Below are 24,217 nucleotides of genomic sequence, written 5' to 3'. Positions count from 1 at the left end.
CTTTCTTACAGAGTGCAGGACACGCAGGTCGCATTGACTTCCGTGCCTTCCAGCGCCAGCTGACGCAGGCGGATGTAGTAGATGGTCTTGATGCCCTTCTTCCAGGCATAGATCTGGGCCTTGTTGATGTCGCGCGTGGTGACGGTGTCGGGGAAGAACAGCGTCAGCGACAGGCCCTGGTCCACGTGCTCGGTGGCTGCGGCGTACACGTCGATGATGGCGTTGGGGCCGATCTCATACGCATCGCGGTAATACTCCACGTTGTCGTTCGACAGGAAAGGCGCGGGGTAGTACACGCGGCCAATCTTGCCTTCCTTGCGAATTTCAATGCGCGAGGCGATAGGGTGGATCGACGAGGTGGAGTTGTTGATGTAGCTGATCGAACCTGTGGGCGGAATCGCCTGCAGATTGCGGTTGTACAGGCCGTGCGCCATCACGTCCTTTTTCAGCTGTTCCCAGTCTGCACGGGTAGGCAGCTGCACGCCGGTCTTGGCAAACAGGGCTTTCACCGTTTCAGAGGTGGGCAGCCAGTCGCGGGACACGTACTTGTCAAAGTACTCGCCCGTGGCGTACTTGCTGTCTTCAAAGCCCACAAAGCGCTTTTGCTTTTCCTGGGCCAGCAGGCAGGAGGCACGCAGGCAGTGGAAAGTCACGGCAGCAAAGTAGACACTCGTGAATTCCACCGCCTCAGGGCTGTCGTAGTGAATGCGTTCACGTGCCAGATAGCCGTGCAGGTTCATCTGGCCCAGGCCAATGGCGTGGCTGTCCTCATTGCCCTGGCGCACCGAAGGCACGGAGTTGATGGAGCTCATCTCCGACACGGCAGTCAGCGCTCGGATGGCGGTTTCCACGGCCGCGCCCAGATTGCCGCCGTCCATGGTCGTGGCAATGTTCAGCGAACCCAGGTTGCACGAAATATCGTTGCCAATGTGCTCGTAGTTCAGGTCTTCGCCCAGCACGGACGGTGTATTGACCTGCAGAATCTCCGAGCACAGGTTGGACATGTTGATGCGGCCCGCAATCGGGTTGGCGCGGTTGGCCGTGTCCTCGAACAGAATGTAAGGGTAGCCCGACTCAAACTGGATCTCGGCAATGGTCTGGAAGAACTCACGTGCCTTGATCTTGGTTTTCTTGATGCGGGGGTCGTCCACCATCTCCTTGTAGTGTTCGGTCACGGAGATGTCGGCAAAAGGCTTGCCGTAGACGCGCTCGACGTCATAGGGCGAGAACAGGTACATGTCCTCGTTCTTCTTGGCCAGCTCGAACGTAATGTCCGGAATCACCACGCCCAGCGACAGCGTCTTGATGCGGATCTTCTCGTCCGCGTTTTCACGCTTGGTGTCCAGGAATCGCATGATGTCAGGGTGGTGGGCGTTCAGATACACCGCACCTGCGCCCTGGCGTGCGCCCAGCTGGTTGGCATAGGAGAAGCCGTCTTCCAGCAGCTTCATCACGGGAATCACGCCCGAAGACTGGTTCTGGATGCCCTTGATGGGCGCGCCTTGCTCGCGCAGATTGCTCAGCAGCAGGGCCACGCCGCCACCGCGCTTGGACAGCTGCAGGGCAGAGTTGATGCCGCGGCCAATGCTCTCCATGTTGTCTTCCAGACGCAGCAGGAAGCACGACACCAGCTCGCCACGCTGTTTCTTGCCAGCGTTCAGGAAGGTAGGCGTTGCAGGCTGAAAGCGCCCGGCAATGATCTCTTCCATCATGCGCATGGCCAGCTTTGCATCGCCACGGGCCAGCGCCAGTGCCGTCATGACGACACGGTCTTCAAAGCGCTCCAGATAGCGCTTGCCGTCACGGGTCTTCAGGGTGTAGGCCGTGTAGTACTTGTAGGCACCCAGGAAGGTAGGGAAGCGGAACTTCTTGGCAAACGCGGCCTTGAAGATCTGTTCAATAAATTTCGGCGAGTACGCATCCAGCACTTCGCCTTCGTAATAGTTTTCAGTGCGCAGATAGTCCAGCTTCTCCTGCAGGCTGTGAAAGAACACCGTGTTCTGGTTCACGTGCTGCAGAAAGTACTGGCGCGCGGCCATGCGGTCAGCATCAAACTGGATCTTGCCCTCGGCATCTGGCAAGTTCAGCATGGCGTTCAGGGCGTGATAGTCCAGTTCAGTAGGGGTTTGGAAGGTCATGGCGATGCTTGGAAAGCAGAAAATTCAAAGTGTTCAGAAAAATGCTGGTCAATGGCCTGCAGGCGCAGCCAGTCTCTGGCCGTGCCGCTCATCTCGATGCGCAGCAGCAGGGGCACGCCACATTTGCGTGCCACAACTTCTGATGCCTGCGCAAACAGGGCCCCAAAGTTGCGGTCGCCACAGCCAACGACTGCGCGCAGCCACTGGCGGCGCTGCGGGTCATTCAGAAAGCGAATCACAGGCTTGGGCACGGCACCTTTGCCGGTGCTGTCGCCAAACGAGGGGGTGACCAGCACGAACGGACCATCTACCGCTGGCATGGGCGCGTCTACCTCCTGCGGAATGCGCAGTGCGGGCAAACCGGCCTGGCGCAGCAGCTTCTCGGTATTGCCAGAGCGGGAGGAGTAGTACACCCAGCGGGTCATGGCTCAGGCGATAGCGCCCAAGGCAGCCAGACGGTCGGGGCGAAAGCCGCTCCAGTGCTCATCACCCGTGAACACCACGGGCACCTGGCGGTAGCCCCAGGCTTGCACTTGTGCGGCCGCTTCCGGGGTTTGCGAGACGTCGATGACCTCATAGGCCACGCCCTGGCGATCCAGAGTGCGTGCAGTCATCGAGCACTGGGGGCAATTGGGTTTGGAGTAAAGCGTAATCATGAAGCCGACAAGTCCAGCAAACACAGGCAGGACGTCGGGCTTGCATATCACAAAAGAAAAGTGAGCACGCAAGCCATGCAGGCATGCGCGACAACCACAAAATCTTCAAAAACATATGCATACCACCCAGGCGTCCCCGCCTGTACGGTTGAGGAAATACATGGAGGAACCAGGTCGTTCCATGTGGTTAGTTGGCCGGTATCCAGACTGGTGGGCCTGGGCAGCACGCCTTCCCAAAGGCTTTCAGGCTTCAGTGGCTGTGTGTGCTACCTTGCACCGCGGTTTGACGCAGCGCGCCTCACTTACTGTTGCGGGGGCAGTTCAGGTTGGCACTGTGAAAAAGTGCGCCCTGATTCCCGTTTAACCTTGCTCAAAGCACTCGAGCAAGTGCACCAACGGGCTCAATTCTACGGCCGTTAACCGAGCGAAATATTGCGCTGCATGCCGTGCTTGAATGGCAAAAAAATGCTAGGCACTGAGCACCCCGGAGGGTGGCCTTGTGATCTGAGGATGTGCCGCCCAAGAAATCAAAGACTTAGGCCTTCGACCTTGTCGCATGCCGGCATGCAGGTAGTGCGGCTAAAACACCACACACACTGTATGTATGGGCCAAGAACCATGGCAGACCCTAGGGGTATGGGGCGAAGCGCTTTAATTGCAACGCCATGTAACAGCGTCATAATGCAGCAGACAAGAAAAACACACGGAGCAATGCGGGTGAGCAATTTCGAGTTTTTGCAGGCACATTCCAACGCCTTGGCCACACTGGGCGCCACGGCGGAAAAAATCTTCCCTCACGACCCGGTCAGCTGCGTGGCCAAGCTGCGCCTGCTGGCCGAGGCCATTGCCAAAGACATGGCCAACCGGCTCGGCATCCAGTTGCTGCAGCCCACCCAGGCCGAGTTGCTGCGCGCCATCGATGCCCGCCTGGGGCTGGATGCACAGGTGCGGCAAATGTTTCACTTGTTGCGCACCCGTGGCAATGAAGCCGCGCATGAAGTCGATCACCGCATTGGCTACCGCGAAGCGCTGGAAAGCCTCAAAGTCGCGCGTGAAGTGGCCCTGTGGTTTCACCGCACCTTTGGCAAGGACCCGCACTTCAAGCCCGGCCCCTTTCAGCTGCCCGATGACCCCAGCCAGAAGCTCTACGCCCTGCAAAAGCAGATAGAAGATCTGCAGCGCAAGCTCAGCAGCACCGAGGCTGCCAGCAGTGACACTGCCGCGATGGCCGAGCTGCTGCGCCAGCAGGCGGAGCAGGAAAAAGCGCTGGCCGAGCAGGCCCAGCAGGAGCGCGATATTTACGAACAGCTGGCCGAAGAAGCCAGCCAGACCATTGCAGCCCTGAAGGCCGAGCTGCACAAAGCCCAGGCACAGGCCGCGCAGCAACAAGCACCAAGCAGCCAGTCCATGCGCAGCTGGAGCGAGCGCTCCCGCAAGGCGGCCAGCCTGGTGCACATGGACGAAGCCAGCACGCGCCTGCTCATCGACCAGATGCTGCGCGACGCAGGCTGGGAGGCCGACACCGTCCACCTGACCCACGCCAAAGGCGCACGCCCGCAGCGCGGCAAAAACCAGGCCATTGCCGAGTGGCCCATGCAAGGCATGCAAAGCGCAGACTATGTGCTCTTTGCCGGGCTGGTGCCTGTGGCCGTGGTGGAGGCAAAGCGCCTGAACCAGAACGTGGCGGGCAAGATCAGCCAGGCAGAGCGCTATGCCCGTGCCTTTTTACCGGCCGATGGCGTGCAGGCCGCGTGGCAGCTGGCCCAGCGCGTGCAGCCCTGGGAAGACGGGCAGGGCGCGCACTTCACCATTCCCTTTGCTTATTCTTGCAATGGCCGCCCCTTTGTGAAGCAGCATGAAGAAGCCAGCGGCACCTGGTTTCGCGACCTGCGCCACAGCTCCAACCTCGCCAAGCCGCTGCAGAACTTCCACTCGCCCGAAGGGCTGCTGGACCTGCTGCAGCGTGACATTGCCAAGGCGCAGGAAATGCTTGCCGCCGAAGGCCACGCCTACCTGGGCCTGCGTGACTACCAGGTCAAAGCCATCAGCGCCGTAGAAAGCGCGCTGGCGCAGGGGCAATCCAACTGCCTGCTGGCCATGGCGACTGGCACGGGCAAGACGCGCACCATCATTGGCTTGATCTACCGCCTGCTCAAGGCGGAGCGCTTCAAGCGCATTCTGTTTCTGGTGGACCGCACGGCGCTGGGTGACCAGGCGCTGGAAGCCTTTGACGACGTGCTGCTGGAGCAAAACCTGCCGCTGTCCAAGCTCTACAACGTGGCCGATCTGGGCGACATGGCGGCGCAGGCCGAAGACCGCGTGCAAGTCGCCACCGTGCAGGCCATGGTCAAGCGCATCTTTGCCAGCGACAACCCGCCGCCCGTGGACCAGTTTGACTGCATCATCGTGGACGAAGCCCACCGTGGCTACACGCTGGACCAGGAAATGACCGAGGGCGAGCTGGAACTGCGTGACCAGGCCCAGTACCTGTCCACCTACCGCCGGGTGCTGGACTACTTTGATGCGGCCAAGGTGGGGCTGACCGCCACCCCTGCCAAGCACACCAGTGATATTTTTGGCAAACCTGTGTATACGTACAGCTACCGCGAAGCCGTGGCCGATGACTGGCTGATCGACCACGAGCCACCCATTCGCTACACCACGCTGCTCACGCAAAACGGCATCCACTTTGACAAGGGCGAAGCCGTGGAAAGCATCAACCTGCACACAGGCGAGGTGGACCAGGCCGAGCTGGAAGACGAGCTGCACTTTGACGTGGCCAGCTTTAACAAAGGCGTGCTCAACGACAACTTCAACCGCGTGATCTGCAACCAGCTGGCCATGGAGCTGGACCCCTTCAGCGACGAAAAGGCCATGATCTTCTGTGCCACCGACACCCATGCCGACAAGGTGGTGCGCATGCTGGGCGAGGCGTTCAAGGAGCTGCATGGCGATGCCTACAACCAGGCCACCGTGGTCAAGATCACCGGCAAGAGCGACAAGGTGGACCAGCTGATCCGCCGCTACAAGAACGAGCCATTTCCCAAAGTGGCCGTCACCGTGGACTTGCTCACCACCGGCATTGATGTGCCCGCCATCTGCAATCTGGTGTTCATGCGCCGCGTGCGCTCGCGCATCCTGTACGAGCAGATGATTGGCCGCGCCACGCGCCGGTGTGATGGCATTGGCAAAACCGTGTTCCGCATCTACGACCCCGTGGACTTGTACGCCACGCTGCAGGATGTGAACACCATGCAACCGCTGGTCAAAGACCCCAAAGTCAGCATCGAACAGCTGGTGGCTGAGCTGGACAACCCCGCCGCTTACACAGCCGCAGGCAGCAGCCCTGAGCGCCGCCATGCCGACGATGTGCTGGACCAGTTGAACCAGAAGCTCATGCGCGTGCTGCGCAAGGCCGAGCACATGGCGCAAAAGAAACCCGCCCTGAAAGCGCAGCTGCAGCAGCTGGAACAAAGCTGGGGCGTGCCACCGGCCCAGCTGCACCAGCACCTGCACACCATGGCCAAAAAAGAGGGCACACAGGCTGCAGCCAGCTTCCTGCGCGAAAACACCCGCCTGCTGGCCCAGCTGGGCGAAGTGCAGCAGCTCATGGGCACGGCCTACCAGCCCGTCATTTCCACCCACCATGACGAGTTGGTGGCCCGCGAACAAAGCTGGGGCCAGTACGCCAAACCGGCAGATTATCTGGACAGCTTTGCCCGCTTTGTGCGCGAGCAGGTCAACCAGTCCGTGGCGCTGTCCGTCGTGGTCAACCGCCCCAAGGACCTCACGCGCGAGCAGCTGCGTGAAGTGCGCCTGCTGCTCGATGGTGCAGGCTACTCGGAAGCCGCGCTCAAGGCCGCGTGGCGCAACCAGAGCAACCAGGACATTGCCGCAGGCATCGTCGCCTACATCCGCCAGGCTGCGCTGGGCGAGGCGCTGCTGCCGTTTGAAGAACGCGTCAACCGCGCCATGCAGCGCATCTACGCCATGCACGCCTGGATGCCTGCGCAGCGCAGCTGGCTGGAGCGCATTGCCAAACAGCTCAAGCACGAAACCGTGGTGGACCAGAACTTTCTGAACGAAGCCTTCCGCCAGCAAGGCGGCATCAAGCAGGTCAACAAGGTGCTGGACGGCAAGCTGGACAGTGTGGTTGCCACACTCTCCGAAGCCCTGTGGCAGAAAGCCGCCTGAATGCCTGCGGTCGCTTGACCCCTTGCCATCCCTTGCTATGCTGCATGGCAAAACTTTTCATATTTCAGAAAAAAGAGCGGCTAGCGCTGGATTTATAAGCATTTCAGGCATAAAACATGCTCAAACCCATATAAATCCAGCGCTGGCAGCTATCAAAACTACAACACACCCTCTATGACCACCTCTGACATCGTCCAGAAACTCTGGAACCTTTGCGACGTGCTGCGTGACGACGGCATCAACTACAGCGATTACGTCACCGAGCTGGTGCTGCTGCTCTTTATCAAGATGGAGCACGAGAATGTGGAGTCCGGCGTCATCACCGCACCGCTGCTGCCCGAATACGCACGCTGGGAGCAGCTGCGCAGCAAGTCCGGCCTGAACCTGCTGAACTACTACAAGGAAACGCTGCTCAAGCTCTCGCAATCCACCGATGTGCGCATTGCCGCCATCTATGCCGATGCGCAGACGCGCCTGAAGGAACCGCGCCATCTGGAGCAGCTCATCCGCAGCCTGGACCAGATTGACTGGTTTGACACTGACAAGGATGGCCTGGGCGACCTGTACGAAGGCCTGCTGGAAAAGAACGCCTCCGAAACCAAAAGCGGCGCAGGCCAGTACTTCACACCACGCCCGCTGATTGACGCCATGATCACCGTCATGCGCCCGCAGGTGGGCGAGACCGTGCAGGACCCGGCCGCAGGCACCGCCGGTTTCCTGATTGCCGCAGACCGCGCCATCCGCGCCCAGACGGACGATTTGCTGGAACTGACCGAAGCCCAGCGCGCCTTTCAGATTGTGGATGCCTATGTGGGCATGGAGCTGGTGCCCAACACCCGGCGTCTCGCGCTCATGAACTGCCTGCTGCACGGCATTGAAGGCCGTGGCGAAGGCGCGATTCGTCTGGGCAACACGCTGGGCAGCGCAGGCAGCCAATTGCCCAAGAGCGACATCATCCTCAGCAACCCGCCGTTTGGCACGGCCAAGGGCGGCGGCGGCCCCACACGCGATGACCTGACTTTTGCCACCAGCAACAAGCAGCTGGCCTTTGTGCAGCACATCGTGCGCCACTTGAAGGACGGTGGCCGCGCCGCCGTGGTGCTGCCCGACAATGTGCTGTTTGAAGCCGGCGTGGGCACGGACATTCGCCGCATGCTCATGGACAAATGCCGCCTGCATACCATCCTGCGCCTGCCCACCGGCATCTTTTACGCGCAGGGTGTCAAGACCAATGTGCTGTTCTTTGAAAAAGTGAGCGAATCTGCCACCGGCAGCACCGACAGCGTCTGGGTGTACGACATGCGCGCCAACGCCCCCAAGTTTGGCAAGCGCACCCCGCTGACCGAGGCGCACTTTGCGGACTTCATCACAGCCTATGGCCAAGACCCGAACGGCCGCAGCCCCCGCCAAGACCAAGGCGAGCAGGGCCGCTGGCGCTGCTTTACACGCGAATGGATTGCCACGGAAAAGCAGGACAGCCTGGATATTGCCTGGCTCAAGGACGATAGCGTGGAGGACGCGGCCGATTTGCCTGAGCCTGCGGTGCTGGCGCGTGAGATTACGGATGAACTCAATGCTGCGCTGGAAGAGTTAGAGGGGATTTTGGCGGAGTTGGGGGAGGAATTTTAAATGTATTCTTCTGAAGAAATACCTCCAACGTGGCTAAAAATAAGTTTAGGCGATGTTGTTAATTATGGTTGGGCTTTAAAGTCTGAACCTACTGAAATTGCAGATGATACTTGGGTGCTAGAGCTGGAAGATATTGAGAAAAATTCTTCTCGAGTGCTGCAAAAAGTCAGGTTTTCAGAACGTCAATCAAAAAGCACAAAAAATAAATTTGAAGCTGGTGATGTACTTTATGGCAAATTGCGCCCTTATCTGAATAAAGTTGTTTATGCAGATGAAGCTGGCGTATGCACTACAGAAATAGTTCCTATTAAAGGTAATCAAGCAATTAATTCAAAATATCTATTTTATTGGCTTAAGCATCCAGTTTTTATTAATTACGTCACTGAGGTAAGTCATGGTGTAAACATGCCCCGCCTTGGTACAGATGCAGGCAAGCAAGCTCCCTTGGTTTTAGCGCCACTGGGAGAACAACGCCGCATCGCCGACAAACTTGACACCACACTGGCGCGCGTCGATACCCTGAATGACCGACTGGCGCGCATCACCCCCTTGCTCAAGCGCTTTCGCCAGTCTGTGCTGGCTGCTGCGACTTCGGGGAGGTTGACGAAGGATTGGCGGCTATTAAGTAGCGTGAGTTCAGAACTTTCTTCTGGCTGGTCTATCGCTAAATTGGGTAATGCTGCTTTTAACAAAGATAGCTTGCGCATCCCAATTTCTGAGGCTCTTAGAAATGAACGTAGAGGGGATTACCCCTACTATGGTGCATCAGGTGTAATTGATAGAATTAATGGCTATACGCATGATGGCGAATTTTTATTGATAGGTGAGGATGGTGCTAATTTGCTAGCCAGATCAAAGCCTATAGCATTTCGTGCATCAGGGAAAATATGGGTTAATAATCACGCCCATGTTTTAACCTCGGATTGTAAAAATAGACTTAATTATCTTTCTTATGCAATTAATTCTCTTGATCTAACGCCTTGGATTACTGGCTCGGCTCAGCCAAAACTTACGCGAAAGGCACTGGATTCAATTCCAATAAATTTACCACCAGATGATGAACAAGCCGAAATCGTCCGCCGCGTTGAAATCCTGCTTGCCTTTGCCGACCGCCTGGAAGCCCGTCTGCAATCCGCCCAGACCGCGGCCGAGCACCTGACCCCTGCGCTGCTGGCCAAGGCCTTTCGCGGCGAGCTGGTGCCGCAGGACCCCAACGACGAACCGGCGGCCGAACTCCTGCGCCGCCTGCGCGCGGCGCGTGTGGCGCAGACACCTCCCAAGCCTAAGCGAGGTCGTAAGGCGGCAGCTACTGAGTCGGCCCTGCAAAACTCAAAAACCCGCACCAGCATTGGCTTTGCACTGTTTCCTAGTTGACTGAATCCCGCAAAAAACCACTGCAAAATATTCAAAAACTGAGGGATTTGAAGACATCTGCTGACCTTAACAGTTGCAGGTGTTGCAGTTCAGATTTGAATCCGCCCTGGCTTTGCATGCTGCAATGGCTTTGAGGTGCCCAAAGGCATCACGGAACCAGTCCTGCGCTACGGCTTCCCGGGCCAGTTTTTCGCCGGACTCCATGGGCATCACAGAGGCTACGGCATCAACCATGGCAGAGGATAAGTTCGGCCATAAGGACGCACTTTTCTAGAACTCCAGATTGTCAATCAGCCGTGTGTTGCCTAAACGCGCAGCGCCCAATGCGACCAGGCTGGAAGCTTGAATGTCTGCTGGCGCAGGCGGCACAAGATCATTGCGACGGCGAACGGTCAGATAATCAGGCTCCCAGCCCAGGGCCGATAGCTGTGCCATGGCCTGCGCTTCCAGCTCGGCCAGCGCAGAAGTGCCCTGCAGAGCCTGTTCGGCGAGCCACTGCAGCTGTGCATACAGTGCACGGGCCTGGTTGCGTTGCTCCGGTTCCAGATAGCCATTGCGTGAGCTCAGCGCCAGTCCGTCTTCAGCGCGCTGGGTATCAACGCCAACAATCTCTATCGGCATGGCAAACTGCTGCACCATGTGGCGGATGACCAATAGTTGCTGGTAGTCCTTTTTGCCAAATACGGCAACGCCCCCCACCGAATGACCAAAAACGCAGTGAAACAGCTTCATGACGACAGTGCTCACGCCGGTAAAGAAGCCTGGACGGAACTGTCCTTCGAGGATGTCGGCCAGTGCAGGATCTGGGTGGACCTTGAATGTCTGGGGTTGAGGGTAGAGGTCAACCTCCTTAGGGGCGAACAGCACATCACAGCCCAGTGAAGCGAGCTTGGCACAATCAGATTCAAACGTGCGTGGATAGCTGTCGAAGTCTTCGTGCGGCAGAAACTGCAGACGATTGACGAAGATGCTGGCAACCGTCACGTCTGCAAGTGTTTGCGCATGGCGCACCAAGGAAAGGTGCCCCTCATGCAGATTACCCATGGTCGGGACAAAGCCGGGGCGGCCGCGGCCGGCCAAAGCCTGGCGCAAAGCATCAGTGGTGTGAACGATTTGCATAGGTGAAATATCTCGAAGATGCTGAGCCTGTGTTTACCAAGCGTGCAGAGCGTTGTCGGGAAAGCTGCCTGCTTTGACCGCCTGGACATAGGCTTGCATGGCTCCCTTGATGCTGTCTGTGCCTTCCATGAAGTTGCGCACAAATTTAGGCATCTTGCCCAGATTCATGCCAAGCATGTCATGCAGCACCAGCACCTGGCCTGCAGTTCCATTGCCTGCGCCAATCCCTATGGTGTGGCAATGTACCAATTCCTGGGTAATGCTGGCTGCCAAGCTTGCAGGAACCATCTCCAGCACCAACATGCTTGCACCAGCCTCCTGCAGCTGTAGTGACTGCTCGCGCAGCAATTGCGCGGCCGACTCGTCTCTGCCTTGAACACGATAGCCGCCCAGAGCGTAAACGGTCTGGGGCGTCAGGCCAAGATGGGCGCAGACGGGCACGCCTCGAGCGACCAGGAACTCAACGGTTTTGACAGTCCAGCCGCCACCTTCAAGCTTCACCATGTGAGCGCCAGCCTGCATCAAACTGCACGCGTTGCGCATCGCCTGCTCGGGACTTTCTGCATAACTGCCGTAGGGCAGGTCGGCTACCAGCCAGGCGCTACCCTGGCTGCGATGAATGCCTCGAGCGACGCTAGCCGTGTGATAGACCATGTCTTCCATGGTGACACCCACCGTGCTGTGGCGTCCCTGACATACCATGCCCAGAGAGTCTCCGATCAAGATGCAATCTACGCCTGCGGCATCGGCGACTGCTGCAAACGTTGCATCGTAGGCTGTGAGCATGGCGATTTTTTCACCCTGTGCACGCATCTGTGCCAAGCGAGGCAGGCTGACCGGCTTACGCCCAGGCATGGGTGAGGCTGGGGGAATGGTGCCGTAAGGTGTCCCAGAAGAAACGCTGGCCTTGGAGTCCGTCGTATTGCTCATGTCCGTACACTTTCATTCAGAAGTTAACGGCCGCTAACCAATCCCTTGATCCAGCACTGCTCAGTCAGCGCCTTGAGGGTTTGGCTTATTTCTTGAACTGTCAGCGGCTTTCAAGTGCGGAGCCTGCCGTGCTGGCAGGCAAGATCCACAGGGCGCTTATGCCCTGTGCGTAGCTGTCAGGTGTGGGCGACAAAGTCTTAAAGAGACTGTGTAGGAACTTTATGGCGCAGCTCTGTCTGGCGGTTGTTGTCATCCACAAAAACCAGTTGCGGCTGGTGATTGGCGACATCTTTTTCATGAACCTGGGCAAAAGCGGCAATGATGAGCAAATCACCCACCGCAGCACGGCGAGCGGCCGAGCCATTGACCGAAATCATGCCGCTGCCACGTTGCCCCTTGATTGCGTACGTGACAAAACGCTCACCGTTGTCAATGTTCCAGATGTGAATCTGCTCGTTTTCTGCAATATTTGCGGCATCGAGCAAATCCTCATCAATGGCACACGAACCCTCATAGTGCAGCTCGCACTGCGTAGTTTTGACGCGATGAATCTTTGACTTCAAAAGTGTACGAAACATATATCTCCCTGCTTATTTATTTTGGGTAGTCACCAGGCAAGGCTAAATTGAAATGCCGGTGATTTTGAGCGTTTGCGCACAAGGCGCGGATTATGCGGAGTCTGCCCAATGAACTCGGCATCTGGAATGGCGAGTAGCCCATTCGTGTATTGGAACTGCTTTGCCGTGCACCAAATACCAGCTCCTGTCTTTTACAAATCAGGGGCGGGAGCAAGTGAAAAAAGCCAGGATCAGGCCCAAGGTTGAACATGCCCTCAGGGTGATCAAATGCCAATTCGGACACCGCAAGGTCCGCTATTGAGGTTTGCAGAAGAACACCCCGCAGCTACACACCTTATTAGCCTTAGCCAACTTGTGGATGGTTCCTGGAGCGTGTCATCAATTGAGCCATATGGCGATTGCTGCCAGATGGATGCTTCCCAAGAACGCATCTGCAGTTTTGTCGTAGCGTGGTGCAATACAGCGGTACTGCTTCAAGCGTGCAAAGAAGTTCTCGATCAGGTGAGGTGCTTTGTATAAGTGTTTGTCGTACGGGCGTTTTTCTTTGCAGCACCTGCGACTGGAAATAACCACTTGTTTGCCTTGTCGCAAGTGCGGTTCAACGACTCGCTCTTGTGCGTCATAGCCCTTATCGGCTAAGACGGCTGCAGCAGGAATGGATGCGATTAGATGACACACCCTAAGCGCTTGCTGAAAACACCAGAAAACAGGGCTTAAATGCATGGCCTCAAAGGCCAATGCCCGCCAAAAGGCGGGCATTGAAGCTGGCTTGAAGATGAAAACCACCTCTGTTTGGACACATCGGGGGCTACAAGCACACCCGAGCACTATTTGTGCAGAGCTTGCTTAGGGTGTTGTTGGCTCATGTCAGGGAGCTGTCTCATCCGGCACATAGATGATCTCGCCACTTTCCAGCCGGTAGGCCGTACCCACGCGCTGGCCCTGGCGGGCGCTGTTGCCTTCGGCCTGGGCGTCACCGGCCACGTAGCGTGAGACTTTACCGCCTTCGCGGGTGATGATTTCCATGTCTGGCTGGCCGGGGTTTTTCACCACGGTGAAGTCCTTGGCGGTGAGCATGTCGGCAATGCGCAGGTTGGACACCAGCGCAATCATCAGCGCCAGCGCAAATACCAGGGCCACATCGAACAGGTTGATCAAAAAGCCCATGGGGTCCATGTCGTCGCTGTCGCCACCGCGCAGCAGGGAGCGGCGGCGCTTCATGCCTTGTCTCCGCGCAGGCGGGCGCTGACCAGATCCAGCAGCGACAAATCGTCCATGGCCCAGCGCTGGGTGGTCTGGTGCAGCATGAAGCCAATGGCACCAATCACCAGCCCGACCACGGTCGTGGCAAAGGCGACTTCCATCTTGCGCGCCAGCACAGCAATGTCGCCGCCTGCCAGGGCTACCAGTGCGGGGCCCAGCGGAATCAGCGTGCCCATCAGCCCCAGCAGGGGGCCAATGCGTGTCATGGTGCGAAACAGCGCCAGGCGCTGGTCAACAGCCAGTTCAAACTCGGTGACTACGCGCTCATGCCAGACCGGGTCAGCAGGTGCTTTCCGCAGTGCCTGCAGGGCCTGACGCAAGGCATCTTTGGGGCGAACGCAGGCTTGCTCCAGTGTGTCGAGCAGCTGCGTTGCGGGAATGTCTGCCAGCGTGCCCATGTGATGTCTGCGGCGCAGGCGGTCGCTCCATTGGCCATAAAAGCCGCCCAGTGCCAGCAGGCCGCGCGCCAGCAGGTAGAGGATGGCGACCACCACCGGCACTTGCAGCGCGGTGGAGATCCAGGACAGGGTGTAAATCAACGATTCCATAAAACTTGTGTGTCAGAGAGAGTTGTGTATTCAGAGAGAAAAGCCGCATCAGCGGCGGCGCTGCCACCACCAGCCCACAGCGGCCAGTGCCAGCACCACGCAGGCCGTTGCGGCCAGCCGTTCGCCCCACAGCGGCACCGGATCAACGCTGGGGGGCAGCGCCGGACGCGCCAGCCACAAGGCAGCCAGCACCTGCACACCATGCAGACCCACGCGCAGCACATGGCGCACGCTCATCTCCGGCAAGGCCCAGTGCAGCAGCGCGCTGATGGCAGCCAGCACCAGTGCAAAGCTGAGGGCGCACAGCCAGCCCAGCTGCTGGTAGTCCCAGCCATCGACCAGCAGCATCACGCCCACCTGCGCAAAAAACAGCATCAGCACGGCCGAGGGCAGGGGCAGCCAGCTGAGCAAGCGCCACCACCAGTTACTTTGGCCCTGCGCGCCGCATATGGCCTGGCAGCCGTAGAGCAGGGCTTCGGCCAGCATGAGGGCGGCCAGATCCTGGCGACGCTGCGGGTTGGCCGCCCATTGCAGGATGCTGGCCATGCTGGTGTGGCTGGCCAGATCGCCCGTAGCCAGCAGCAGGGCTACGAGTGCCAGCGGCGCAGCCAGCTGCAGCCAGCGCGGCCACTGACTGGCCTGTAAGGAGAGCAGCACCCAGCAGCAGACGGCCAGCAGGAGCAGCAAGGTGGCATCGACACTCATGCGCCAACCCCTGCATGGCGGCGGCGCAGCCACCACACCAGTGCGCCCAGTGCCAGCACCACGCCCGTCAGCACAGCCAGCAGAGCACCGCTGGGGCGCAGGCTCAGCGTGGTTTGCTCATCCTTATTGGGCTGCTGCGCCTTATTGGTGGGCTGTGCCTGCGCTGCATCGCTGCTGGCAGCAGGCTGGGCGGGATTGCCCAGGGGGCCATCGTTGGTTTTTTGCAGGACCAGTGCCTTGTCGGTGTTCACGCTGACCCCGGTGTTGGCGGTCTGCAGCGCGTCCTGATAGGCCTGCCGCACATCCTCATCGCCCAGCTGCTGCGCAATAAAGGTGCGCAGCGCCCGGTTGTCGTTCACAAAGCCGGTGCCACTGGCGCCAAAGCGGCCTACCAGGTCGGCGTGCAGCATGCTCAGCTCCTGCAGGCGTTCATCGCCAGGCAGCCAGTAGCCTTTGCGCGCGGTTTCGAGCATGACGGCGGTCATCTCCTGCAAGGCGTAGGGGTTCACGCGCTCAAAAAATGCCTGCACGCCCAGCTGGTGGCGGTCACGCACATAGGTGTCGTGCAGCGCATCCCACATCTCGGGGGCAAAGGCATCGGTTTTCATGACGTTCCAGCCGTAGAGGTTGCGGGTGATTTCCGCCAGGTTTTCTGCTGCAGAAGCGCCGCCTTGGGTCAGCGACTGGATGTAGGACGGGTTGAGCACCGTGGCGCGTGCCTCCACCGCAATGGCGGCCTTGGCCTCGCGCATGGTGGGGCGACTGGGGCTGCGGTAGTCGCTGAAGTAGGCGTCCGGCTCCTCGCCGGTGACTTCACGCACAGCCAGATTCAGGCCGCCCATGAACTCATAGACGTGGTCCAGCGAGATCGGCCCCCAGGTGTTGGACTCCAGCGGTTGCACCACCAGCTGCGTGCCCGCCAGTGCGGCTTCAAAGGCACCGGCCTGGAAGTCGCCCCAGATTTCGCCTTCGCCATAGCTTGCGCCCATGTTGGCGATATAGGTCTGGGCCACTTCAGAGCGGTCTTGCCAGCGGTCACCGGCTTCCACCATGTCCATGATGCCGCTGCCGTAGCCGCCATTGACGCCACCGAACACGCGCACATGGGCCAGTTTGCGCGCCTGCGCCGGGGCTGCACCGCGCTCTTTCAGGGTGCGCTCCACCGCCTGCACGCCCTGAGCGACGGCATTGTCCGCTTCACGCGCCTGTGCCGCCATGGCCACGGCCTGGTTGATCAGGTACAGGCGTGAGGCGGCCAGATCGCGCAGCTGGCCCGAGGTCTGCACCACCACATCAATGCGGGGGCGGCCCAGCACTTCACGGTCGATCAGGCGCAAACTGGAGACACGGCCAAAGGCATCGCGCACCGGTTCCACCCCCAGCAGGTAGAGGATTTGCGCCACGCTGGTGCCTTCGGTGTGGATGAAGTCACCCGCCCACAGCGTGAACGCCACTTTGCTGGGCCACTGGCCCTCATGGGCAGCGCGGTGCTGGGCCAGCATCTGGTCCACCATCTGGCGTGCCACACGCCAGGCCTGCTCGGATGGGGCCTTTTCCGCATCAATGCTGTAGAGGTTGCGGCCCGTAGGCAGCGCCTGCGGGTTGACCAGGGCATCGCCCCCCGAAGACGGCTCGGTAAAACCGCCAGAGAGCGCATTGCTCAGCGCCGCCAGTTCACGCGCAGGGCTGTGGGCCAGCTGCTCGCGGTAGTCGGGGATGGCCTGCAGGCGTGCGCGCAGCGACAGCACGGCCTGGGCAAAGCGGCGCTCGCTGTCCTGCTGCTGATCTTCTGCTTTTTGTAGCGCTTTGCGCAGATGCTCTAAGCCTTTCAAAGCATTTTGTATTTGAAATGCTGATGTATCAAGCGCTGGCTGCTCTGTTTTTTGCCAGAACGCCAAGGCAGCGTGCAATTGCGCACGGGCCGCTGGATTGAGTTGCTGCACGTGCTGTTGCGCCTGTTCTGCACTGGTGATGGCAGCTGCCGTATCCAGCGTGCCTTCATACTGCTGGGCCTGTGCCAGCCATGCCTGCTGCGCGCGCTGCCTGGCCTGCAGTAGTTCAGCTTCTACGCTGGCCTGCAACGTGGGGTCGGCCAGCCAGTCGAACACTTTCTGGCGGCCTGCCGCGCTTTGCATGACTTGCAGCAGGGGCAGCACATCGGCATCAGTGGCGATGTCCAGCGCCTTGCCCATGACCGGAATGGCCTTGGCGATGCTGCGTGCGGTTTGCAGCGCCTGAGGGTCCAGCGCCCGCAGTGCGTGCTTGAGCTTTTGCTCAGAGCGCAGGCTGTGCAGAAATTCCTGTTTGTCAGGGTCGGCCAGTGCGCGGGCGAGGTGCTGGCGCAGCACGGCATCATCCACAGCCGGGGCTGCGGCAGGTGCTGCAGATGCGCGCTGGCTGCCCAGTGCGATAAAGCCGCGCACCAGGTCGTCATCGCTGGGGCGGTGCTGGCTGTGCTCCCAGTCCAGCGCGCGTTGCAGCTCGCCGGGCTGCAGCACTTGCTCCAGCAGTTTTTGTGCAGGCTCGCCTTGCTGGGCCAGCTCGATCAGCGCCTGCACACGCGGGCGGTAGGTCTGTGCCAGCCATGCGCTGTGCTCCAGCTGGGCCCGTGCAACGCTGCCGCGTGCTACGTCCAGCTCTGCCAGTGCGTGCAGGATGGCGTCTTCCCCCATCAGCTGGGCCATGCTGTCCAGCGCGCGGTCCGAATAGGGCGTGCCCAGTGTGTAAAGCCCATCGGTGATGTTCGCGCTGGTCACGGTTTCCATGTGGTCGGCCAGCTGCTGCAGCTGTGCTTCGCTCCACGGGGCATCGGCGGTCAGGGACAAGTCCTGGTGCAGGCCCAGTGCCACCGCCTGCTGCTGGATGTCCTGGGCGTACTGGTGCTTGAGCGCGCCACTGTCTGCGCTGCTCCATGCCAGCAGCAGATCAGCCAGCTGCTTATGTGCAGATTGGGCACCTGCAGCACGCAGTGGCGGCGTCAGGTGCGAAACAGTGGTGGCATAGCTGCGCCGTTTGGCAATCATGGCTTCACCCACATTGGCCATGGTGTACAGGTACAGATGCGGCACATTGCCAATCAGGGCATCGGGCCAGTCGTGGTCTGACAGGGCCATCTGCTTGCCGGGTGTGAATTCCAGGCTGCCGTGGGTGCCAAAGTGCATGACCACATCGGCGCCAAAGACTTCGTGCGTCCACAGATACGAAGCCACATACGGCCAGGGCGGAGCCTGCTTGGTGCCGTGCACGATTTTGAAGCTGTCGTCACCCACGCCAGACAGGGGCTGCGGCAGCAAGACCACATTGCCCAGCGGCACACGGGCCACGGCGACGTGGTTCTGGTGGCTCAGGTAGTTACCGGGCGCAGGGCCAAACTGCTGGCTGACTTGCTCACACAGTGTTGATGCAATGCGTGCGCCGCACCATTGCTGCAATTGCGTGGCAGACACCAGTGCAGGGTCTGCATGCTGCAGAAACTGGGCAAAGTCGCCCTTGGCGTAGGGCCCAATATTGGGGCCGCGCTGTTGCAGCAGGCGGGCAAACTCCGCTTCAGTGGCAGGCAGGCCATCCACTCGGTAGCCCTGTGCACGCAGGTGCTGGAGCAGGGCGTACAAAGAGGGCACGACCTCCAGATCACCTGCCGTCAGCGCACTCTGGCCGGGGCCTTTGTAGTAGTAAATGGCCATTTTTTTCTCGGCATTGGGCATGGTTTTGAGGGCCACGCTGCGCTGCACCAGATCGGCAAAGCGCTCCAGTCGCTGGGGCAGGGCGCGGAAAACACGCAAACCCGTGCTGTCGCGAAACTGTGCGGCAATCGCCATGGGGGTGGTGGCGCCGTCCAGCTCTGGCAAGGTGATGGACATGGTCAGCAGGCTGCCGTCAAAGCTGCGCGGCTCATCCAGCCATGCTTGCTCTTCCGCAAAGATGCTCACGGGAGCAAACAGCGGAATATTGCGCTGCGCCAGCCACTGGCGGGCCTCATCGGCCTGGCCCAGCGTCAGCCGCCCATGGGGCATGTAGACCACGGCGTCGGGCTGGACCTGCTGTAAAAAAGCCAGGCGCTGGCGCACCGCTGCCATGGGAATGACTTCAAAGCCACGCGATTCAAATGCGCGGATGGTGGCATCCACATGGTCACGATTGGCATTGAAAGGTCCGGGCACGCTGGTCAGCAATGCCAGACGTGGGCGCTGTGGCTGCCAGCCGGGCTGCTGTTGCAGGTGTTGCTCCAGGCTGGGTAAATCAGCGAAGACAGCTTCATCGCCCAGGTGAAAAAACACATCCTGCGGCATTTCCTGCGCAGGCTGTACGGCCTGCGTAAAAAAGCGCTTGCCATCGATCATGCTGCGTACGTAGGCCTGCAGGCGTTCGTAATTGGCAGGGCCACCGCTGTGCAGGTAGCTGGAGACGGCGTCCAGATCCTCACCCTGCAAGTTGGTGAGGGTGTCGTGCTGCGGGTTGCTGGCCCCATCCACAAACAAAGGGGTGCCTGCCTGCGCAGCTTCGCGCAAATGCTGCAGCTGCGTGTCATCCAGCTTGAGGCCACGGCCAAAAACCAGCACCAGGTCATAGTCCTTGACCTGCTGCAGGCGCTGCAGTGGCAACACGCTGATGCGATGAAAAGCATCAGGGCTGGCCTTGACCAGGCGTGCTGCCTGGAACTCCGGGTAGTTCACCAGCGCGATGCGTGTGGGTGCCAGCCATGTGCGCCAGCCTATCCACAGCCACACAGCACATGTCAGCAACAGTAAAGCGCCCAGCGCAATGCGCTGCCAGCGCCGGGCAGTAAAGCGTGAGCGAAAAGCTCCTGTCATTTTTCTTGACCTGTTCAGAAAATCAATTTGTGATGTTATAACATTCTTTGTTTCGCATTTGGTTCAAGGTGAAGTGAGATGTTTCGTATGACTGCGCTGCAAGCAGCGATCTGGGGGGTATGTGCCAGCATGGGAGTGGCCTGGGCACAGCAAGCACAGGGGCAGATGCATACGCACCCCGGCGCACAAGACAAGGCCAGTGCCAGCCTGGAAGCCGTCACCATTACGGCAACCCGCAGGCCCTCCGCAGCGTTAACGGCGCCTGCGACGGTGACCGTGATTGACAGCCAGCAGCTGCAGGAAGACCTGGTGAGCGATCTGCGCACCATGTTTCGCCACGAGCCCGGCGTGGCTGTGGGGCGCGATCCACGTGGCCGAGGTGGAGAGGCGCATATCGAAGTGCGTGGCATTGGCAGCCAGCGACTGGGCTTGATGGTTGATGGCGTGCGCCAGCCAGGCGGTTATGTGGCCGCAGGCGCCAACCATGGGCAGTTAAAGCTGGATGTACGGTCGCTTTCGCGTGTGGAAGTGCTCAAAGGGCCGGCATCCAGCCTGTATGGCAGCGATGCGCTGGCGGGTGTCGTGCTGTTTCGCACGCTGGAGCCACAGGATTTTCTGGACGATGGTCAGCACCTGGCAGGCTCTGCATCTGCAGGCTTTGATGGTGCTGATGACAGCCGCTGGGCCAATGCCAATCTGGCATTTCGCGCGGGTGCCGCGCAAAACCTGGTGTCGGTTTCATCCAGCCGTGGGCATGAGCTGCAAAACCACCCTGACAGTGCACTGCAGCCAGACCCACAGGATTGGCGCATGCACAACGTGTTGCTCAAGTCTGTGCTGGGCATAGATAGCAGCCAGAGCATGACGCTTACGGCAGAACACTTTCGCAAGGAAAACAGCGCCTATCTGCAATCGCTGCTAGGCCCTATCGCAGGTGGTACACGCATTACGCGCAGTGCGGCCGATGACAGCAGCCAGCGCGATCGCCTGGGGCTGGCTTATCGCTACACACCCGGAGGGGCATGGTTTGAAAACCTGTCTGCGCAAATTGATGTGCAGCACAGCCGCAGCAACGAATTCACCGACGAGGCACGCCAGCCGCCGGGCGCACAGCCTGCCCAGCTGCGCGAAAGCACACTGGCACACAGCGAAAAGCAATGGTCTGGCAGCCTGCAACTGGATGGCCAGCACCAGCAGGGCGCACTGACCCACCGCTGGGTACTGGGCGCAGACATGCTGTACAAAAAGCTGGAGGTGCGCAATGACGCACTGCAGCGCACTGTGGGCAGTCAAGTGGTGAGCAAGATCGTGGATGGTGACTTGTACCCGCGCAAAATCGCACCAGACACCACGGTGCAAAACCTTGGCGTTTTTGTGCAGGATGAAATTGCGCTGCTGCATGACCGCCTGCGCATCACGCCCAGCCTGCGCTTTGACACTTACCGGATTACGCCACACCCCGATGCGCTGTTTGCCAATGCCAATGTGGCTGGCAGCAAACCCGTGGGGCAATCCAAAACCGCATGGACGCCGCGCCTGGGCCTGAGCTACAGTTGGCTGCCCCAGCAGGTGATCTATGCCAACTTCGTCACGGGCTTTCGCATGCCCACCTATGACCAGCTCAACCGCATAGGGCGCGTGCCTGTCGCCAGCTTTATTCACGACTTTATCCCCAACCCCAACCTCAAACCTGAGCGCAGCAGGGGATTGGAGCTGGGCATGCGTGGGCAGTTTGAGCGCGGCTCCTATGAGGTTGCGGCTTTCTACAACCGCTATACCGACTTTATCCAGACGCAGATGATTGCCTTCATTCCACCAGGGCAAAGCGGCGATGCGCGGGCCATCCGCACGTTTCAGTCACGCAACATTGGCGAAGTAGAAATCTACGGCATTGAAGCCAAGGGGCATTTGTCAATCGGGCAGTGGCTGCACGCCAAGGACCACTGGAAGTTGCTGGGCGCGCTGCAGTTTTCTGTGGGTAACGACAAAGTCACCAACCAGCCACTCAACAGCATTCAGCCCGCACGGCTGGTCGCTGGTCTGCGCTGGGATGAGCGCAGCCGCCGCTGGGGCGCAGAACTTACCGCCAACCTGGTTGCCGGTAAGCGCCGTGTCAATGAAGCTTTGGCGCAGACTGGCCCCACCGCACCTGTGCCGCTGAAAACCAGCGGCTATGCCACCGCAGATATCACGGCCTACTGGAGGCTGGGCAAGCAGGTGACGCTTCATCTGGCGATCCACAATATGTTCAACCGCTCGTATTACGACTGGTCCACCGTGAGCCACCTGACAGGGAATGATCCACGCCTGGCTGCCTACAGCGCACCGGGGCGTACAGCCGCAATGAGCCTGCGGCTGGATTTTTAAGGGCGAAAGAGGCAAGCCGAGGGCTCAGGCCCCGGCTGTCGGTTCAGGTTCAGGCTCTGCCGCAGCCGTTTGGTGGCACTGGTCACAGGTGCCATGCATTTCTACCGTCGCCGTGTGCATGTGAAACGCATTGCTCTTGGACCAGTTTTTCAGACGGCGCTCCACCGTCTGGTCGGGAAACTCATTGACATGCCCACACTGGTCACAAATCGCAAAGACGACCAGGCCATGCTGATGATCATGGGGGTGGGCACATGCCACATAGGAGTTCAGACTCTCTACACGGTGCACCAGGCCGTATTCGATCAACTTGTCCAGCGCTCTGTAAATCTGCTGTGGAGCACGCAGACCTTCACCACGCAGCTGATCCAGCAGCGTATAGGCGCTCGCCGGAGCTTCCTCACGCGCAAGCGCGTTGAGCACGAGTGACTGGTGCTTGGTCAGCTCATGGTGGTGCGTCTTTGCTGTGGATGACATTGCTTGCATAAGTGATGTTGTAACGCCAGAGAGTTTAGCCTTTATCGCAAGCACGCATGACTGACCCCAAGTGCAGGAGCGTGTGCGTCCAGCAAGGGCAGGGGAAAGCTGCAGATGTGCAGAACGAGGGCATGAACGGGTAGCCCATGAAAAATACAGTGCACCTGGCTACACCAGCCACTAATGCAAAAAGCCTGCTACTTTTCCAGTAGCAGGCTTTTCTTTATTTCATGGTGCCGGTGACATGAGTCGAACACGCGACCTTCTCATTACGAATGAGCTGCTCTACCAACTGAGCTACACCGGCAACGAGGAAAAATTATAGCGCTTTTTGATCCGCTTCGAGGTGATATTGCGTCACGCGTTCCACTTCGTTCTTGGAGCCAAGGATGACGCTCACGCGCTGGTGCAGCTCGGTGGGCTCGATTTCCAGAATGCGCTGGCGGCCGTTGGTGGCCATGCCGCCAGCTTGCTCAATCAGCCAGCTCATGGGGTTGGCTTCGTACATCAGACGCAGCTTGCCGGGCTTGTGGGGCTCACGCTTGTCCCATGGGTACATGAAGATGCCGCCACGGCACAGGATGCGGTGTACGTCTGCCACCATGGCTGCCACCCAGCGCATGTTGAAGTTCTTGCCTCGGGGGCCTTCTTCGCCTGCCAGGCACTCGTCCACATAGCGCTTTACGGGGGCATCCCAGTGGCGCATGTTGGACATGTTGATGGCAAATTCCTTGGTGTCTTCAGGAATCTTGACGTTTTCTTCAATCAGAATGAAGGAGCCTTGCTCGCGGTCCAGCGTAAACATGGCCACGCCATCGCCCACGGTCAGCACCAGTGTGGTCTGGGGGCCGTAGATGCAGTAACCTGCCGCGACTTGCTCGGTGCCAGGCTGCATGAAGTCGTTGTCGTGCACGCCGGGGTGGTTATCAGGTTTTTTGAGCACGCTGAAGATGGTGCCAATCGACATGTTGATGTCGATGTTGGAGGAGCCATCCAGTGGGTCAAACATCAGCAGGTATTCGCCCTGGGGGTAGCGGTTAGGCACCACATAGATGCCTTCCATTTCTTCCGAAGCCATGGCTGCCAGGTGGCCACCCCATTCGTTGGCTTCGATCAGGGTTTCGTTGGCGATGATGTCCAGCTTCTTCTGCACTTCACCCTGAACGTTTTCACTGCCAGCGGTGCCCATGACATCGCCCAGTTCACCCTTGTTCACGGCAAAGCTGATGCGCTTGCAGGCGCGTGCCACCACTTCCAGCAGCAGGCGCAGCTGGGGGGGGATGCGTCCGTCAACGCGTTGTTGTTCGACCAGATAGCGGGTCAGGCTGACACGACGTGTCATGGGGTCTCCTTCGGGTAGAAGTGAAAAATAAATATCAAAAATGCTAGCTACTAGCGCTTGCTGCACAAGCGCTAGAGGCCAATTTC

The 24,217-nt window shown here is 59.4% G+C and carries 18 protein-coding genes, 1 tRNA gene, 1 pseudogene and 1 riboswitch; of the genes and pseudogenes, 5 read left to right on the top strand and 15 right to left on the bottom strand.

The features are described from left to right. Positions 1–5: 5 nt before the first annotated feature. From nrdE to nrdH, 3 genes are read right to left on the bottom strand one after another with little or no spacing between them, the layout of a single operon-like run. Complete coding sequence (gene nrdE / locus F7P80_RS13055) at positions 6–2,138, bottom strand: class 1b ribonucleoside-diphosphate reductase subunit alpha (protein ID WP_151045347.1); 2,133 nt, start codon at positions 2,136–2,138, stop codon at positions 6–8. Next, positions 2,135–2,563, bottom strand: a complete 429-nt coding sequence (nrdI, locus tag F7P80_RS13050; RefSeq protein WP_151045344.1) for a class Ib ribonucleoside-diphosphate reductase assembly flavoprotein NrdI — start codon at positions 2,561–2,563, stop codon at positions 2,135–2,137. The genes nrdE and nrdI overlap by 4 nt, the downstream gene beginning before the upstream one ends. A 3-nt stretch (positions 2,564–2,566) precedes the next feature. Continuing rightward, positions 2,567–2,794 (bottom strand): glutaredoxin-like protein NrdH, encoded by a 228-nt coding sequence (gene nrdH / locus F7P80_RS13045; RefSeq protein WP_054066607.1) that lies wholly within the window; start codon positions 2,792–2,794, stop codon positions 2,567–2,569. Positions 2,795–2,970: 176 nt separating this feature from the next. Then, a riboswitch (cobalamin riboswitch) is annotated at positions 2,971–3,206 on the bottom strand. A 299-nt stretch (positions 3,207–3,505) separates the two neighbouring features. Here nrdH and hsdR point away from each other — a divergent pair. The 3 genes from hsdR to F7P80_RS13030 all read left to right on the top strand — a co-directional run bounded on the left by hsdR (position 3,506) and on the right by F7P80_RS13030 (position 9,991). Then, positions 3,506–6,988 (top strand): type I restriction-modification system endonuclease, encoded by a 3,483-nt coding sequence (gene hsdR / locus F7P80_RS13040; protein ID WP_151045341.1) that lies wholly within the window; start codon positions 3,506–3,508, stop codon positions 6,986–6,988. Between the two features lie 174 nt (positions 6,989–7,162). Continuing rightward, positions 7,163–8,617 carry a class I SAM-dependent DNA methyltransferase gene (locus F7P80_RS13035; protein WP_151045337.1) on the top strand — a complete coding sequence of 485 codons (1,455 nt, stop codon included), beginning with the start codon at positions 7,163–7,165 and terminating at the stop codon, positions 8,615–8,617. Next, the gene (locus F7P80_RS13030) at positions 8,618–9,991 is read left to right on the top strand and encodes a restriction endonuclease subunit S (protein ID WP_151045334.1); all 1,374 of its coding nucleotides are present in this window, start codon (positions 8,618–8,620) and stop codon (positions 9,989–9,991) included. A 66-nt stretch (positions 9,992–10,057) separates the two neighbouring features. Here F7P80_RS13030 and F7P80_RS16820 read toward each other — a convergent pair whose 3' ends face one another. The 4 genes from F7P80_RS16820 to panD all read right to left on the bottom strand — a co-directional run bounded on the left by F7P80_RS16820 (position 10,058) and on the right by panD (position 12,618). Further along, the gene (locus tag F7P80_RS16820) at positions 10,058–10,225 is read right to left on the bottom strand and encodes a type 1 glutamine amidotransferase family protein (protein ID WP_170265387.1); all 168 of its coding nucleotides are present in this window, start codon (positions 10,223–10,225) and stop codon (positions 10,058–10,060) included. Positions 10,226–10,261: 36 nt separating this feature from the next. Further along, positions 10,262–11,110, bottom strand: coding sequence for a pantoate--beta-alanine ligase (gene panC, locus F7P80_RS13025; protein ID WP_151045331.1), 849 nt, complete (start codon positions 11,108–11,110; stop codon positions 10,262–10,264). Between the two features lie 33 nt (positions 11,111–11,143). Beyond that, on the bottom strand, positions 11,144–12,040 hold the full coding sequence (panB, locus tag F7P80_RS13020) for a 3-methyl-2-oxobutanoate hydroxymethyltransferase (RefSeq protein ID WP_151045328.1): 897 nt from the start codon (positions 12,038–12,040) through the stop codon (positions 11,144–11,146). Positions 12,041–12,237: 197 nt separating this feature from the next. Further along, complete coding sequence (panD, locus tag F7P80_RS13015; protein WP_054065324.1) at positions 12,238–12,618, bottom strand: aspartate 1-decarboxylase; 381 nt, start codon at positions 12,616–12,618, stop codon at positions 12,238–12,240. A 220-nt stretch (positions 12,619–12,838) separates the two neighbouring features. Between panD and F7P80_RS13010 the strand changes: the two are divergent. Beyond that, positions 12,839–13,066, top strand: a pseudogene (locus F7P80_RS13010) (hypothetical protein); the annotation flags it as partial. On the opposite strand, the gene F7P80_RS13005 reads toward F7P80_RS13010, so the two are convergent. The 5 genes from F7P80_RS13005 to F7P80_RS12985 all read right to left on the bottom strand — a co-directional run bounded on the left by F7P80_RS13005 (position 12,997) and on the right by F7P80_RS12985 (position 19,945). Next, the gene (locus tag F7P80_RS13005; RefSeq protein WP_151045325.1) at positions 12,997–13,404 is read right to left on the bottom strand and encodes a transposase; all 408 of its coding nucleotides are present in this window, start codon (positions 13,402–13,404) and stop codon (positions 12,997–12,999) included. The pseudogene F7P80_RS13010 and the gene F7P80_RS13005 overlap by 70 nt on opposite strands. An 81-nt stretch (positions 13,405–13,485) precedes the next feature. Further along, the gene (locus F7P80_RS13000; protein ID WP_054065323.1) at positions 13,486–13,839 is read right to left on the bottom strand and encodes a DUF2149 domain-containing protein; all 354 of its coding nucleotides are present in this window, start codon (positions 13,837–13,839) and stop codon (positions 13,486–13,488) included. Next, on the bottom strand, positions 13,836–14,429 hold the full coding sequence (locus F7P80_RS12995) for a MotA/TolQ/ExbB proton channel family protein (protein WP_054065322.1): 594 nt from the start codon (positions 14,427–14,429) through the stop codon (positions 13,836–13,838). Before F7P80_RS12995 ends, F7P80_RS13000 begins: the two co-directional genes overlap by 4 nt. A 48-nt stretch (positions 14,430–14,477) precedes the next feature. Then, positions 14,478–15,134, bottom strand: a complete 657-nt coding sequence (locus F7P80_RS12990; RefSeq protein WP_151045322.1) for a hypothetical protein — start codon at positions 15,132–15,134, stop codon at positions 14,478–14,480. Continuing rightward, on the bottom strand, positions 15,131–19,945 hold the full coding sequence (locus F7P80_RS12985) for a cobaltochelatase subunit CobN (protein ID WP_151045320.1): 4,815 nt from the start codon (positions 19,943–19,945) through the stop codon (positions 15,131–15,133). Before F7P80_RS12985 ends, F7P80_RS12990 begins: the two co-directional genes overlap by 4 nt. An 87-nt stretch (positions 19,946–20,032) precedes the next feature. On the opposite strand from F7P80_RS12985, the gene F7P80_RS12980 reads away from it, so the two are divergent. Continuing rightward, complete coding sequence (locus tag F7P80_RS12980) at positions 20,033–22,312, top strand: TonB-dependent hemoglobin/transferrin/lactoferrin family receptor (RefSeq protein WP_170265386.1); 2,280 nt, start codon at positions 20,033–20,035, stop codon at positions 22,310–22,312. A 24-nt stretch (positions 22,313–22,336) separates the two neighbouring features. Here the strand turns inward: F7P80_RS12980 and F7P80_RS12975 are convergent, their stop codons facing one another. The 3 genes from F7P80_RS12975 to F7P80_RS12965 all read right to left on the bottom strand — a co-directional run bounded on the left by F7P80_RS12975 (position 22,337) and on the right by F7P80_RS12965 (position 24,131). Then, the gene (locus tag F7P80_RS12975) at positions 22,337–22,789 is read right to left on the bottom strand and encodes a Fur family transcriptional regulator (RefSeq protein WP_077393557.1); all 453 of its coding nucleotides are present in this window, start codon (positions 22,787–22,789) and stop codon (positions 22,337–22,339) included. 231 nt (positions 22,790–23,020) lie between these two features. Beyond that, positions 23,021–23,096, bottom strand: a tRNA-Thr gene (locus tag F7P80_RS12970). Positions 23,097–23,108: 12 nt separating this feature from the next. After that, complete coding sequence (locus F7P80_RS12965) at positions 23,109–24,131, bottom strand: class 1 fructose-bisphosphatase (protein WP_151045314.1); 1,023 nt, start codon at positions 24,129–24,131, stop codon at positions 23,109–23,111. Positions 24,132–24,217 lie beyond the last annotated feature (86 nt).

Source organism: Comamonas kerstersii (genome assembly GCF_008801935.1).
In the GTDB taxonomy this organism is placed as follows: domain Bacteria; phylum Pseudomonadota; class Gammaproteobacteria; order Burkholderiales; family Burkholderiaceae_C; genus Comamonas; species Comamonas kerstersii.
This window is presented reverse-complemented; position numbering and strand designations above follow the sequence as displayed.

What these genes read in the sequence shown, in the direction of transcription:
- nrdE (WP_151045347.1), bottom strand. Translation starts at nt 2,138, where the DNA reads ATGACCTTCCAAACCCCTACTGAACTGGACTATCACGCCCTGAACGCC.
- nrdI (WP_151045344.1), bottom strand. Translation starts at nt 2,563, where the DNA reads ATGACCCGCTGGGTGTACTACTCCTCCCGCTCTGGCAATACCGAGAAG.
- nrdH (WP_054066607.1), bottom strand. Translation starts at nt 2,794, where the DNA reads ATGATTACGCTTTACTCCAAACCCAATTGCCCCCAGTGCTCGATGACT.
- hsdR (WP_151045341.1), top strand. Translation starts at nt 3,506, where the DNA reads ATGCGGGTGAGCAATTTCGAGTTTTTGCAGGCACATTCCAACGCCTTG.
- F7P80_RS13035 (WP_151045337.1), top strand. Translation starts at nt 7,163, where the DNA reads ATGACCACCTCTGACATCGTCCAGAAACTCTGGAACCTTTGCGACGTG.
- F7P80_RS13030 (WP_151045334.1), top strand. Translation starts at nt 8,618, where the DNA reads ATGTATTCTTCTGAAGAAATACCTCCAACGTGGCTAAAAATAAGTTTA.
- F7P80_RS16820 (WP_170265387.1), bottom strand. Translation starts at nt 10,225, where the DNA reads ATGGTTGATGCCGTAGCCTCTGTGATGCCCATGGAGTCCGGCGAAAAA.
- panC (WP_151045331.1), bottom strand. Translation starts at nt 11,110, where the DNA reads ATGCAAATCGTTCACACCACTGATGCTTTGCGCCAGGCTTTGGCCGGC.
- panB (WP_151045328.1), bottom strand. Translation starts at nt 12,040, where the DNA reads ATGAGCAATACGACGGACTCCAAGGCCAGCGTTTCTTCTGGGACACCT.
- panD (WP_054065324.1), bottom strand. Translation starts at nt 12,618, where the DNA reads ATGTTTCGTACACTTTTGAAGTCAAAGATTCATCGCGTCAAAACTACG.
- F7P80_RS13000 (WP_054065323.1), bottom strand. Translation starts at nt 13,839, where the DNA reads ATGAAGCGCCGCCGCTCCCTGCTGCGCGGTGGCGACAGCGACGACATG.
- F7P80_RS12995 (WP_054065322.1), bottom strand. Translation starts at nt 14,429, where the DNA reads ATGGAATCGTTGATTTACACCCTGTCCTGGATCTCCACCGCGCTGCAA.
- F7P80_RS12990 (WP_151045322.1), bottom strand. Translation starts at nt 15,134, where the DNA reads ATGAGTGTCGATGCCACCTTGCTGCTCCTGCTGGCCGTCTGCTGCTGG.
- F7P80_RS12985 (WP_151045320.1), bottom strand. Translation starts at nt 19,945, where the DNA reads ATGACAGGAGCTTTTCGCTCACGCTTTACTGCCCGGCGCTGGCAGCGC.
- F7P80_RS12980 (WP_170265386.1), top strand. Translation starts at nt 20,033, where the DNA reads ATGACTGCGCTGCAAGCAGCGATCTGGGGGGTATGTGCCAGCATGGGA.
- F7P80_RS12975 (WP_077393557.1), bottom strand. Translation starts at nt 22,789, where the DNA reads ATGTCATCCACAGCAAAGACGCACCACCATGAGCTGACCAAGCACCAG.
- F7P80_RS12965 (WP_151045314.1), bottom strand. Translation starts at nt 24,131, where the DNA reads ATGACACGTCGTGTCAGCCTGACCCGCTATCTGGTCGAACAACAACGC.